Source organism: Larkinella insperata (assembly GCF_026248825.1).
GTDB classification, from domain to species: Bacteria; Bacteroidota; Bacteroidia; order Cytophagales; family Spirosomataceae; genus Larkinella; species Larkinella insperata.
On record NZ_CP110973.1, the window covers coordinates 1,934,138 to 1,947,826 of the forward strand.

General features: G+C 52.1%; 9 protein-coding genes and 1 tRNA gene. 5 read left to right on the forward strand and 5 right to left on the reverse strand.

All coding sequences use genetic code 11. The features are described from left to right. Nucleotides 1-18: 18 nt before the first annotated feature. Both OQ371_RS07915 and OQ371_RS07920 read right to left on the reverse strand, forming a co-directional pair. Nucleotides 19-1,596 (reverse strand): hybrid sensor histidine kinase/response regulator, encoded by a 1,578-nt coding sequence (locus tag OQ371_RS07915; RefSeq protein WP_265993249.1) that lies wholly within the window; start codon nt 1,594-1,596, stop codon nt 19-21. Nucleotides 1,597-1,801: 205 nt separating this feature from the next. Beyond that, nucleotides 1,802-1,874, reverse strand: a tRNA-Met gene (locus OQ371_RS07920). Nucleotides 1,875-2,003: 129 nt separating this feature from the next. Between OQ371_RS07920 and era the strand changes: the two genes are divergently transcribed. The 4 genes from era (at nt 2,004) to OQ371_RS07940 (ending at nt 5,753) form a co-directional block, all read left to right on the forward strand. Continuing rightward, nucleotides 2,004-2,921, forward strand: a complete 918-nt coding sequence (gene era / locus OQ371_RS07925) for a GTPase Era (RefSeq protein ID WP_265993250.1) — start codon at nt 2,004-2,006, stop codon at nt 2,919-2,921. A gap of 116 nt (nt 2,922-3,037) precedes the next feature. Continuing rightward, a complete protein-coding gene (der, locus tag OQ371_RS07930; protein WP_265993251.1) occupies nt 3,038-4,345 on the forward strand; it encodes a ribosome biogenesis GTPase Der in 1,308 nt (435 codons plus the stop codon). Then, on the forward strand, nt 4,345-5,271 hold the full coding sequence (locus tag OQ371_RS07935) for a DMT family transporter (protein ID WP_265993252.1): 927 nt from the start codon (nt 4,345-4,347) through the stop codon (nt 5,269-5,271). Before der ends, OQ371_RS07935 begins: the two co-directional genes overlap by 1 nt. Before the next feature lie 173 nt (nt 5,272-5,444). Next, complete coding sequence (locus OQ371_RS07940; RefSeq protein WP_265993253.1) at nt 5,445-5,753, forward strand: ArsR/SmtB family transcription factor; 309 nt, start codon at nt 5,445-5,447, stop codon at nt 5,751-5,753. Between the two features lie 38 nt (nt 5,754-5,791). Here the strand turns inward: OQ371_RS07940 and ruvB are convergent, their stop codons facing one another. Continuing rightward, on the reverse strand, nt 5,792-6,820 hold the full coding sequence (gene ruvB / locus OQ371_RS07945) for a Holliday junction branch migration DNA helicase RuvB (protein ID WP_265993254.1): 1,029 nt from the start codon (nt 6,818-6,820) through the stop codon (nt 5,792-5,794). Nucleotides 6,821-6,932: 112 nt separating this feature from the next. Then, nucleotides 6,933-11,030: a T9SS type B sorting domain-containing protein gene (locus OQ371_RS07950; RefSeq protein WP_265993255.1), complete on the reverse strand. Its 4,098-nt coding sequence runs from the start codon at nt 11,028-11,030 to the stop codon at nt 6,933-6,935. Between the two features lie 245 nt (nt 11,031-11,275). On the opposite strand from OQ371_RS07950, the gene OQ371_RS07955 reads away from it, so the two are divergent. Further along, nucleotides 11,276-12,310: a PorP/SprF family type IX secretion system membrane protein gene (locus tag OQ371_RS07955; RefSeq protein ID WP_265993256.1), complete on the forward strand. Its 1,035-nt coding sequence runs from the start codon at nt 11,276-11,278 to the stop codon at nt 12,308-12,310. A 24-nt stretch (nt 12,311-12,334) separates the two neighbouring features. On the opposite strand, the gene OQ371_RS07960 is transcribed toward OQ371_RS07955, so the two are convergent. Further along, a complete protein-coding gene (locus OQ371_RS07960; protein WP_265993257.1) occupies nt 12,335-13,615 on the reverse strand; it encodes an aspartate kinase in 1,281 nt (426 codons plus the stop codon). Between the last annotated feature and the right edge of the window lie 74 nt (nt 13,616-13,689).

Below are 13,689 nucleotides of genomic sequence, written 5' to 3' on the forward strand. Positions count from 1 at the left end.
ATAGCAGGTAGCGTTGTTTTATTCGGCTTCATTACTCTGGTGAACCGGCAGAATCAGAATGAATTGACTTCCTTCCTCAACCTGGCTCCTGGCGGAAATAATCCCATTGTGTTTGTCAATGTTTTTCTTGGCAATGGCCAATCCAATACCCGTACCTTCGTAGCTGGTTCGGTTGGTTAACCGCTGAAAAATCACAAAAATACGATCTATAAACCGTTCATCGAAACCAATTCCGTTATCACGCACGACGATCCGGTAAAAATCGCCATCACTGGCGGGTTCACTGTCAATTTGTTTCTCTTTAATACGCTCCGACGTGATGGAAATCACCGGCGGCACCTCCTTTTTCGAAAACTTCAGGGCATTGCTGATCAGGTTCTGAAAAACCTGCCGAATCCGACCCGGCGTAGCGTCTATGGTCGGTAACGGGCTCACCGTAATGACGGCGTTTCTTTTTTTGATCAGTTCATCGAAATCCACTAAAATTTCTTTGACAACCCCGTTCAGATCCGTTGATTGAAAGGCCGCCGGAGTCGACAACTGGGAGTACGCCAGCAAATCGTTGATCAGGCTGGACATGCGGGCCGATGAATGAATGGACCGGTCGAGGTAGGAAACGGCTTCCGGGACATCGGCCAGAAAACGCTCCTTGACCAGATCGTTCAGGATCTGAATTTTCCGGAGCGGCTCTTTTAAATCGTGGGACACCACCCAGGTAAACTGTTGTAATTCGTGGTTGCTTCGTTCCAGTTCCAGGTTTTTAATCAGCAGTTCCTTAGTTCGCAATTCCACTTCCTGCTCCAGCAGCTCAGCCGCCTGTTTTTGCGGATGAATATCCGTAAACGTGCCGACCCACCGCACCAGAACGCCCTGCTGTTTGACGGGTAAGATGCGCAGTAGATGGTAGCGGTAGTTTCCCGTCTCGAGTTCTTTCAAGCGAACTTCCCGCGTGAATTCGATGCCGCGATTTAAGTAGACCGGCCATTCGTCGCACACTTCATCGTCCGCGTGGAACTGAGGAAACGCCGTTGGGTCGGTCGAGTACCGAAACCAATGTTCGTTGACGTACTCAATCTGCCCGTCGGGGGCAATCGTGAAGGCTATCTGGGGCAGTGAGGACAAAACCAGCCAGAGTTCCTGCATCCGGCCGGCGATTTCCTCCTGCGCCTGCTTTCGTACTTCTACCTCTTTTTGCAGGGATAGCTGGGCTTCCCGCAACTCCTGCTGCTGCCGGTAGAGTCGGTACAAGGTTTTAACTTTCAGCACCAGAATATCCGGATCAACGGGTTTAGTCAGGTAATCGACCCCGCCCGACGTATACCCCCGGGTAATGAATTTCTTTTCGGTATTGACAGCTGAGAGAAAAATGATTGACGTGTCCTTGGATTTGCTAAAGCCCGCGATGGCGTTGGCCACTTCGAAGCCGTCCATGCCGGGCATCTGTACATCCAGAATAATAACTGCGTAGTTGGTTTTCAGAACTTTCTTCAGGGCCTCTTCGCCCGATTCGGCCGTATCGACCAAAAAGTTATGCAACTCAAGTATTTTCTTTAAAGGGAGGATATTTTCCGGCCTGTCATCAACAATCAAAATCATACGCATTCCGGGTGTTTAGGGCTACGAAAAAGGCCGCTTTACGTGTTTCCGACAATTCTAAAAGGAAAATGTGAAGATAGGACGCTGAGGGGGGTGCTTCCAAATCTGGAAGTGTTCGCTAAATAAATTAATTGGCGGTATGCTGCGCTTCCCGGTAACTTCTTAAAAAAGCAAACCCTTGCAGAGTTTCTGCAAGGGTCCTTTGTAGCGGGAGCTGGACTCGAACCAGCGACCTTTGGGTTATGAGCCCAACGAGCTACCAACTGCTCCATCCCGCGATGTTTGAGAATGCAAAGGTACAGCATTTTTCATAAAAAACAATTATCTTTGTAAAAAATTTAACCCCCTCCCACTAATTTTTTAGTCCGGAGGGGAGTTTTTTTCTGTAGGTGTTGGTTATCAAGTCCATGAATACTCCCATTGAAACAGTTGCCCCGGATCATAAAGCCGGTTTTGTCAGCATCGTTGGTAAACCCAACGTCGGTAAATCAACCCTGATGAACCAATTGGTGGGCGAACGGCTTTCCATTATCACGTCGAAAGCCCAGACGACCCGCCACCGCATCATGGGTATCCTCAACGGCGTACACAACGGGCAGGAGTTTCAGTTGGTTTATTCCGATACCCCGGGCATTATTAAACCGCAATACCGCCTGCACGAATCAATGATGAGTTTTGTGCGCGGTTCGCTGGAAGATGCCGATGTGATTCTGTTCGTGACCGACATTTTTGAGAAACACGACGAAAATGACGTGATCGAACGGCTCCAGAAAGCGCAAACGCCGGTTTTGTTGTTGATCAATAAAATTGACCTGGCCACCGCGGAACAGATTGATGAGAAAATTCAATACTGGCAGGAAAACTTTAAGGCCGAAGCAATTATTCCTATCTCGGCACTTAACGCCCAGAATATGGAGCGCCTGTTTGAAGCCATCATCGACCGCCTGCCGGTGCACCCGCCTTTTTTCCCGAAAGACGAGCTGACCGACCGGCCCGAGCGCTTTTTTGCCTCGGAGATTATCCGCGAGAAGATCTTTCTGAATTACAAGAAAGAAGTTCCGTACAGTTGCGAAGTCGTTATTACGGGTTTTAAGGAGAAAGACGACATCATCGTTGTTCAGTCGGAAATACTCGTTGAACGGGCTACGCAACGGGCGATTCTGCTGGGCGAAGGGGGTAAAATGATTAAAAAAACGGGTATTATGGCCCGTGAGGAACTGGAACGCTTCTTTGGCAAGAAGGTGTTCCTTGAACAGTACGTAAAAGTTGAACCCGATTGGCGCAGCAAAGAACGGTCGCTGAAACGGTTTGGATACGAAGAATAACCGGAAAAAGAGCGTGGGAAGACCAGAAACGGGAGGAAAGCAAAGGTTGCTAAACTTCTCCTCCCGGCGCTGCTTCTTCCCATTTCCTTTTCCTCCTTTCCTCATTTAACTAAATTATGGCAAATATTGTAGCAATTGTTGGCCGCCCGAATGTCGGGAAATCGACGCTGTTTAACCGACTGGTGGAGCAGCGACAGGCCATTATGGATAATCAGCCAGGCGTTACGCGTGACCGGCATTACGGCTATGCCGACTGGACTGATAAGTATTTTACGGTGATCGATACCGGTGGGTACGTAGTCGGCTCGGATGATGTGTTTGAAGAATCAATTCGCGAGCAGGTTCAGATTGCCATCGACGAAGCGTCGGTGGTCCTGTTCATGGTGGATGCCATGTCGGGCCTGACCGATCTGGACAAAGACTTCGCAAACGTGCTTCGCCGGTCGAAAAAGCCGGTTTTTGTTGTCGCCAATAAATCGGAAACGGTGATGCGCCAGAACTCCGTTGGTGAATTTTACGCCCTGGGCCTGGGTGATCCCTATCCGATCTCGTCGCTGACGGGCACCGGAACGGGCGATTTACTGGATGAAGTTGTCAAGCATTTCCCAACGCCGGGCGTGGAAGATCCGAACGCCGGTATTCCCCGCATCGCCATTTTGGGTCGTCCGAACGTCGGGAAATCGTCGTTTTTGAACGTTCTCATCGGTGAAGAGCGTAGCATTGTGACCGACATTGCCGGTACCACGCGCGATTCCATCGACACCCGGTATAAGGCATTCGGTAAAGACTTTATTCTAACCGATACTGCCGGTATCCGGCGCAAGGCCAAAGTGAAGGACAACATTGAATTCTACTCGGTTATGCGCTCGCTGAAGGCGCTGGAAGAGTCGGATGTGGTGCTTGTGATGCTGGATGCCACCCGGGGCCTGGAAGCGCAGGACATGAACATCATCGGGCAGGCGGTTCGGGCCAAGAAGGGTGTGGTCCTGATGGTCAACAAGTGGGATGCAATTGAAAAAGATTCCAAAACCGCCGATCAGTGGAAAAAAGAAATCGTGCAGCGCATGGCGCCCATCGACTACCTGCCGATCGTTTTTGCTTCCGTTCTGGAAAAGCAACGAATTTTTCAGGTCATGGAGAAGGTGATGGAGGTCTACGAAAACAAGAGCAAGAAAATTCCGACTTCGAAGCTAAACGACGCCATGCAGCCGGAGATCAACGCGTATCCGCCCCCGGCTACGAAGGGCAAGATGATCCGAATCAAATACATGATTCAACTACCGACGCCGTCGCCCACGTTCGTGTTTTTCTGTAACCTGCCGCAGTACATCAAAGAACCGTACAGCCGGTACCTGGAAAACAAACTCCGTGAGCACTTCGGCTTTGACGGGGTGCCGATTACGCTATTTTTCCGCCAAAAATAATGGGTACATCCCCACTAACAGCCACCCGGATACGGTATTGGATTGGAGCGCTGCTGGTTTTTCTGGCAGCGTTTTGTTTTGCCCTGAAAGGTATTCTGATTAAGCTGACCTACCAATACCCGATCGATGCGATTTCATTGCTAACCCTCCGGATGGTTTTCGCGTTACCGTTTTATATCGGGATTGCCATTTGGTTGTCTTACCGGCTTCCTCCGGTGCGGCTATCCGCCCAAAACTGGTTGAAGCTGAGCCTGCTTGGCATTACGGGATATTACATTGCCAGCTACCTGAACTTCCTGGGACTGGTATACATCACAGCCAGCCTGGAGCGGATTCTCCTGTTTGTTTATCCAACCTTTGTGCTGTTACTCGGTACGGTTTTCCTGCATCGAAACGTGAATCGGTTGCAGGTACTGGCTTTAGGACTTACCTACGCTGGCATTATGCTGGCGTTTGTTCCGAACATCAGTTCCGGGCAGCAGAAAGATGTGTTTTTGGGAGCGTTCTGGGTTGTTCTGAGCGGATTGGTTTATGCAGTTTATCTCGTCGGCAGTGATACCATGATTGCCCAGATCGGGTCGCAACGGTATACCTGTTACGCCATGATAGCGGCCACGGTGGTGACGGTTTTGCAATGCGCGGCTGCAAACGGCCTGGATTTGTTCCGGTTTCCGGCGCGGGTGTATCAGATGGCTCTGGTGATGGCGATTTTGGTGACGGTTATTCCAACGTTTCTAATGGCGGAGGGGATCAAACGAATTGGATCAGGCAATACATCCATTGTGGCTAGCATTGGCCCTATTTTTACCATTATATTGGCCACCACCTTTTTGAACGAAACTATTTCTTTGTCTCAGCTTTTGGGTACGTTGCTGGTGCTGCTGGGGGTATTCCTCATCGGCTGGAAAGGCCGACGTAACACCTGAAACAGGGCAACTATGTAACCAAAAAGGTCTTAAGTTATGGTAGAAATTTACCGTTGGATTTAAATAAATTAACATATCAACTTTACACGCTATATTTTTTTGGAGAATATGGATAAATGACTAAATTTCAACCACTTTACCATCTCTATTATCTTTAAAAAGCACAAGGAATCATGACCAACGACACGCTGACCAACGAAGACAAAAAGATTGAACGAGCTGCTTACGTGCTGAAAGCGGTTGCCCATCCCCTGCGCATCAAAATTATTCAGATGCTGAACGAGCAAAAGGAATTGAACGTATCAACGATCTACAAGAATCTCAATGCCGAGCAATCACTGATCTCGCACCACCTGATCAACATGCGCGATAAGGGAATTCTGGAAATTCGTCGGAGCGGCAAGAACATCTATTACTTTCTAGTCGATGGCTCTATTGCCGAAATTATTGACTGCATCTACCGAAGTAAAATTATGGCGTAACAAAAAAGGGAAGCCGTTCCGGCTTCCCTTTTTTGTTTTTAGGAGAATAACTCACCATCCCGGTAGACGGGCACAACGCCCAGGTGCCGGTAAGCTTTTTCGGTGGCTTCCCTGCCGCGCGACGTACGCTTCAGGTACCCTTCCTGAATCAAAAAAGGCTCGTACACTTCCTCAATGGTTTCGGCTTCGTCACCGCAGGCGGTAGCGATGGTCGATAAACCAACTGGTCCACCCTTAAACTTGTCGATGATGGTCATCAGAATCCGGTTGTCCATTTCGTCCAGACCGTTCTGGTCTACATCGAGCGCCCGCAGGGCAATCTCGGCAATCTCGGCAGTGATGATACCTTTGCCTTTTACCTGCGCAAAGTCGCGGGTTCGGCGCAGCAGGTTGTTGGCAATCCGCGGAGTTCCGCGACTCCGGCGGGCAATTTCGTAAGCTCCGTCTTCCTCAATGGGCGTTGCCAGGATGGCCGATGAGCGCTTGACAATCGAGGTCAGCAGGGCGGCATCGTAGTACTCCAGCCGGGCGTTAATTCCAAACCGGGCCCGCAACGGTGAGGTCAGCAGACCGGCCCGGGTAGTGGCTCCAATCAGGGTAAACGGATTGAGTTTGATCTGCACCGTCCGGGCGTTGGGTCCCGAATCAAGCATGATGTCAATTTTGTAATCTTCCATCGCCGAATACAGGTACTCTTCCACCACGGGGTTAAGCCGGTGAATCTCGTCGATGAAAAGCACGTCATTCGCCTGCAGGTTGGTGAGCAACCCGGCCAGATCGCTCGGCTTGTCGAGCACGGGGCCGGACGTCATCTTGATGCCCGCGTTTAACTCATTGGCGATGATGTGCGAGAGGGTGGTTTTACCCAAACCCGGAGGGCCGTGAAGCAGGACGTGGTCGAGAGCCTCCCCGCGCTGCGTAGCCGCTAGCACGAAAACTTTCAGGTTTTCAAGCACTTTGGCCTGCCCCGTAAAGTCTTCGAATGAGAGCGGTCGCAGGGCGCGTTCAATCTCTTTCTCCGTTGTCGTCATCCCCTCACCGGTACCTTTCAGAATGTCTTTCCGCATGGTTCTCTGAATGAAAGCATTTGTTGTTTAAACCCTAAAGGAAGCTTGATTTTCAACCATTTAGGCAAGTGCTGATTTCATTCAAATATACGAATTTATGCGCACAAAACCGCTATCGAACCAGCATAATTGACCCCCGTTTTACAACTTTCGGCCGGTCTGGATAATACAAACTTTTGTAGTTTACGACGTAGGCATACACCATTGACGGATACGCTTGGCCCCGGTATTTTCCATCCCATTTCTGCTCCGGATTGTTCGAAACAAAGATCACCTCGCCCCATCGGTTGAAGATTCGAAGCTCGAAGTCGGTGATGTAGGAGGTAAACACATCCAGCAGGTCGTTGTTGCCGTCGCCGTTGGGCGTGAAGGCGTCAGGAATAACCACCCGGGGTTCGCAGCGGTCGACCACCACGGCGGTATCAATTCGGAAACACCCATTGGTTCCCGTTACCCGGACGGGGTACTCCCCAATCTCCAGTACAATCGTGCGGGGATTGGTATCGCCCGAGCGCAACCACAAGTAAGTCAGATCGCTACCGCCCGTTACTTGGAGAGTCGCCCGGCCACCGTCGCTCACACAGAAAGGAACTTCCTTGGTCAGACTGAAATTGGGCAACGGTAAAAAGGTCAGCTGTACTTCGTCGGATACCGTACAGACGCCGTCTTTGGCCACAATTGAGTAGGTTCCTGACGTTGTGGGCTGGATAAACGAGGTTGTCGCCCCCGTTGACCACTGGTACGTAGCCCCCGGTGAACCCGTTGCTTCCAGCCGCAGATCCGGCGTCGGACACAGGGTTCTGTCGGGCCCTAAACTAACCGTGGGCGGAGCCTGTACGAATACAATCTTCCGGCCGGAAGCTGCGCAGCCCTGCTGCGATACCGTATAGGTCAGGACAACGGGATTCGGCCCCGCCAGACTATCGGCTGGCGTAAACCGTCCAGTGCTATCCACGCCCGGCCCCGTCCAGAAACCGCCGACCGGCGTTGCCCCACTAAGCTGTACGACGGGTGAATTGGCGCAGACTTCCAGTATTGTTCCGGCTTCTACGGTCGGTTTAGGATTGAAGTTAACCACCACTTCGTCCGAACCCTGGCAACCGGTCAGCGGATTGCGAACCGTCAGGCGATAGGGCCCGGCTGTCGATACGGTGATTGAAGGGGTATTCGCTCCAGTATTCCATTGGTAAACATCTCCCGGCGCCTGCACCAGTGAGGCCAGTTGAACGGTATCGCCAACGCATTTGCCGCGGTCTGGCCCCAGCGATACGTAGCCCGTCGTGTCAACCGGAATTCGAATGTTGTTCAATGTATCGAGACATCCCCCGGTATCCCGTGCTTCGAGGCTGTAAACCCCGCCGTTGACGCCCGTCAGACCCGAACCGTTGCCGACGACCGCGCCATTGGCATCCCGCCAGATGAATTCTGTGGGCCGCCCTCGAACAATCGTTAGCTGAATTGAGCCGCTTTGTGGCACCGAGCACAGGGCGGTTCTTGGATTGGCCTGCACTTCAATGCCATTATTGGAACGCAGCGTTAGGGTTGTATCCAGCGTACAGGCGTCGTCACTGATGATCCGGACGGTGTAATCGCCATCCCGAATGCCCTGCAACAAGGCCGTAGTGTCCGGGAGTGGCTGTCCGCCGAAACTCCATTCAAACCGCCGGACGGTGGCCGACCCGACGTTGACCCGAATGCTGCCATCGGCCGTTGTACAGCCGGTAGGTGGCGTCATGACGGCCGTTACAACCGGCTTGGGTAACGCAATGACGGCAATGGTGTCCGTATTTTCGCATCCATTAATATCCCGAACAATCACTGAATAATCGCCCGGCTGCGCAACCGTCGTTTCCCGTTCGGTCGAACCGTTGCTCCACTGGAAACTGTTCCAGGCATTGCCGCGGGCGGTTAGGGTAATGGCACCGTTCAGACAAACCGTCGTGTCAGGGCCGAGTGTAAAAGCAGGTGGCGTTCGCAACGAAACAATGATGGTATCGCTTTGAAAACATCCGCCATTAGCCGCAATAACCACGAACGTTCCTGGCGTAATGCCGTTGTACCCCGACCTGCCCGGGGTCGTTACGGTCAATGTTCGTTCATTTTGCCCTCGCAGGACTCGCCCGTTTCGAATCCAGATGTACACACTGGCTTCTACTTTGGCATCCAGCGTATGCGTGTTTTTACAGCTATCAATATTCGGTCCCAGTTCGATGGGGTCAGGCGTTCGAATGATTGTAACATCTTGAGGAATCAGAGTATCTTTACAAATTTCACCGTCCGAACGAACAGTTGTAATACGCAATACAACAGAGTATGTACCCGGTTCATTATACGTGTGAGTAGCTTGGGTAGCCGTTGTACTAAGAGGAGCGCTTCCATCCCCCCAATTCCATACATAACTTTCTTTTAGAGGTGGACACATCGGCGTTACTGTAAACTGAGTCGGCGAACCGGCGCAGGTGTCCGCGTAGGAGAAGCCGGGTGAACTGGACGGTTCGTTGAAGTTGGCCACCATATTAGGCAGACCCAACTGGCTGGTCGGTCCGTTCAGGTTCAGGCCGTTCGGGTCGAAGGTAGCGGGAGCCAGAAGTTCATCATTCGGGTTTTCGATGACACCCAGGCTTTTACCGTCTTTGATGGCCACGTAAATCTTCCCGTCGGAACCAATCTGAAGCGCCCCGTATTGCCTGCTTCGGGTACTATCCAGCACCGCCTTGGAGGCTTCGATGGCCGCAGGGTCCGGGTTGGTCAGGTCGTAAATCAGAAGCTGGGACGCACTGGCCGAATCACCCTGTAACGAAACGTAGAGCTTGGAACCGTCCGGCGAAAACTCCACCCCGTAGGCTTTGGGTGGTGCCGGGCCGAGGTTGATTCGCGGCCCGCCGGTCATGACTCCGGTTGAATCGTTGAACGTAAAAACTTCGACGTAGTTGGTCGGCGGGCCGGGGACCACCACCGCAATCGGGCGGTTTCCGTTGCCGGTTGTATCCGCCGGACCAATCTTCATGTATCCCTCTCCTTTGGTCGTGGTGTCGTGGTCCATCCCGAGCGCGTATTCCTGTGGCCCTTCGATGCCCGCCCGCGTGACGTGGTAAATCTGAAATTTATTGTTGCCGTAATCGTGCGAAATAACCCAGTACGTGGTATCCCGGTCGTTGCGGACGGACGCCAGCCGTTCGGTCGTCAGGGTATCTACCACAACGTTTTTCTCGATGATGGCGCCGGTTCCCTGGTTATAGCGCATATCGACCGTGCTGACGGTCATGGTTTTCTTGCCACTGATTTCGGAGGTTGTGTATACCCGGTAGAGGTATTCGCAGCCCCGGCAGGTCGGTTGCGGAACAATCAGCGCCGACTGCGTGGAGTTCTGGCTACCCTGCAACTGGGCCGTATCCGCCGGGTTGAGCGGCTTCATCGGATTACCGTTCTTATCATAAATGGTAATGCCGCCCGTGTAGAAAAGCAGTTGGCCCTTCGTGTTGGAAATCGACGAGGTTCCTTCAATGGTGTTCAGTTTGCCATCGTCCAGCGGGCTCGGGCTACCACCCGAAAAATCAATACCGGCGTTGTTCCCGAAATACCACTTGGCGCCTTGTTGCTGGGGCCGCTGCCCGCAGACCTGCACGTTTATCCGGTTTTCGATGGTACAGACTTGCTGCTTGTTGGCCTGCGTACCGATCCAGACCTCCACTGAGTAACACCCCGCACTATCCACCTGAATGGTCCGGGTTGTATCGCCTTTCGGATACCAGAGGTAGCTGGCACCGGCGGGCGCTCCGTTTGGGTACGGGTCAAGCGTAATTTTCTGGCCGTTACACAGCATCGTATCCGTCCGCCAGTTCTGAAACTCCGCGGGCGGTACGCCGATGGTAACCGTTGTATCGGTGGTTTCACTCGAACCATTCTGCAACCGTCGGGTTAACGTAATGGTATAGGTGCCCGGGTTTTGATAAGAATATTTGGGATTAATTGCCGAAGAAGTATCCGTACTGGAAGCGGAATCACCAAAATTCCAGGTGCGGGAGCGGACGTTCGACCGGGTGTCCTGGAACATCACACCGGCCTGGCAGGTCGAATCGGCGGCACAAAGCTTACCGCTTATTTTAATATCTTTTGACGGCGAGGTCTGCGCATAGGCTATACCGGCGAACAGCCCCCAACACAGAAGCATCCACCCCAACCGTCGTACCATTCCTGTATAGGTTGTCATTCGCTGCTAATAGATCAAGTAAGTTACTAGCCCTGGTGTTCTTGTGTATATTTTGTGTATAGGACACTTAAAGTGGGCAGTACGTTGTAAACGAAATGGCAGCTATAAAAATTTTATAGGCATTTCCATCAATTGCTACTACCTTTATCTTACCCGTCGAGTGCAATTTTACGCCAAAAAATCGTTTATGTTTTAGTATTTTATCGGAACACAATTGGCAGGTGGTTTGCCCTACAGATACCGTTATGTTAAAACGTTACATTTTTCTCTTTGTTGGCTTGCTGACTGCTGGAATGGCCCAGGCGCAGGACCCGCAATTTTCGCAGTTTTACGCGGCTCCCCTGTATCTGAACCCGGCTTTTGCAGGGTCGGCACTGGCGCCCAGGGTTTCGGTTAATTACCGCAACCAGTGGCCCGCCGTAACCAATTACGTCACCTCGATGGTTAGTGTCGACCACTTCTTCGAACGTTATAACAGTGGGGTGGGCTTAATGTTACAAAACGACAACCAGGGCCAGGGCCGCATCCGGTCCACAGACATCGGCTTGCAGTATTCCTACCAGCTCCAGGTAGCCGAGCAGACGTTTGTTCGATTGGGGCTGCAGGCGTCCTACGTGAACCGGTCGATCAACTGGTTTGGCCTGACGTTCGGTGATCAATACAACAACGGGGGCTTTACGGGTAACCCGACAACGGACCCTGTGGTTTCCAACGGTTCGCCGAAAGTGGCCTACCTCGATTTCTCCACGGGTGGACTGCTTTATTCCGACTGGTACTGGATTGGCGTAGCGGCCCATCACCTGAGCCGTCCCAACCAGGGCGTTTTCGTGCTGAGCGACGATAGCCGGTTGCCCCTCAAAGGTAGCGTTCACGCTGGTTTGCGGATTCCGTTTGCCGGTTTTACGGGACTGGGCGACGAGTGGGACCGCGAGAAAACCATCTCTCCCGCCATCAATTACCGGTTTCAGGGCAAGTACGACCAGCTGGACCTGGGCGTTTACATGACCTACTCCCCGGTCGTTTTTGGGCTTTGGTACCGGGGCCTGCCGTTGAAAAAATACGCAGCCAACATCACCAACCGTGAATCACTGATTGCGCTGGTCGGTTTCCGACAGGACGCCTTCTCCATTGGCTATAGCTACGACGCTACCATTTCTTCGCTCGGACCGGGTAGTGGGGGCGCTCACGAAATTTCGTTGTCGTACACTTTCGAGAACTGGCCGCCGGGTAAACCCAAAAACCGTAAGTCCCGCAAACAGCTCTCTTGTCCGAAGTTTTAAATTCGCCAGACCGGTACTCATGGGTCAAAGTCCGTGAGTACCGAGATCCTTGACAACCAGTTGTACGGTATAACGGCTTTTTTGCTCAACCAGCAACTTTTTGTTCACCAAAACCCGCTCAATGGTTCTATCGTCGTAATGGCGGATGGTGATCAGTTCCAGCCCTTCGTTGTAGCTAATCCGGAATTCTTCCTGTAATCCTGCTAAGAGACGGGCCAATCGGTCCGGACGGTTATCAACGGCCACGGAGAAGCTGATGGCGGTATTCTGCATCAGATTAATTTTTACCCCATATTCCGCAAACTGACCAAAAATCTTGCTCAGGTTTTCTTCCGCGATGAAGGAGAAGTCTTTGGGGTGGAAGGAAATCAGCGTCTGATTCATCTTGAAAATAAAAGATGAAATGGGCAGCCGCTGCTCAAAGTTTCCGATGACAGTTCCGTAGTCCTGCGGTTGCAGGAACGACCGGACGTACAGCGGAATGTGTTTGTTCTGTAACGGTTTGATGGTTTTCGGGTGGATCACCGTGGCCCCATAATAGGCCAGCTCAATGGCATCCTGGTAGGTAAGCTGGTCGATTTTGACGGTTTCGTCGAACCACTTGGGGTCGGCGTTCAGAACACCGGGCACATCTTTCCAGATTGTTACGTTACTGGCTTCCAGGCAGTACGCGAAAATAGCGGCCGTATAATCCGAGCCATCCCGGCCCAGGGTGGTGGTATAACCCTCCCGGGTGCTTCCAATAAATCCCTGAGTGATGACAACGCTTGAGTTCAGCAACTCAGCCAGGGAATCCGTAATGTATTCGCAGGTTTGCTTCCAGTCGACTTTGCCTTCCCGGAAACTATCGTCGGTCCGAATCAGCCGCCGGGCGTCAACCCAGTAAGAATCCAGACCCATCTGGTTCAGGTAGGCATTAACAATGCGGGTCGATAGCAACTCGCCGTACGATACCAACTGATCGTAAACCTGATCGGGTCTTGTATAAGGATCAGGCTCTCGTTGCAGCAGGGATTCTACTTCCGCGAATAAATCATACACCTGACTAAAGGCCGAGGTATCCCCGTCCGCCAGTTCCTGAATAACCTGTTCGTGATTGGCCCGAATCCGTTGCCAGAAGGTATCGGTGTCGGCCTGCCGACGCAAATAAGCCCAGGTGAGTTGCTCCAGGGCGTTAGTCGTTTCGCCCATGGCCGAGATCACGACCAGTAATTGACTCGAATTTTGCTGCTGGATAATGCCAGCCACATTACGAACGCCGTGAGCGTTTTTAACCGACGCTCCGCCGAATTTGAATACCTGCATTTTTTACCAATCTGTCATGGCAGGATCGCGGCCGGGTCGTCGGTAGAGATGGAATAAAACCGCGCTTCCTGTAA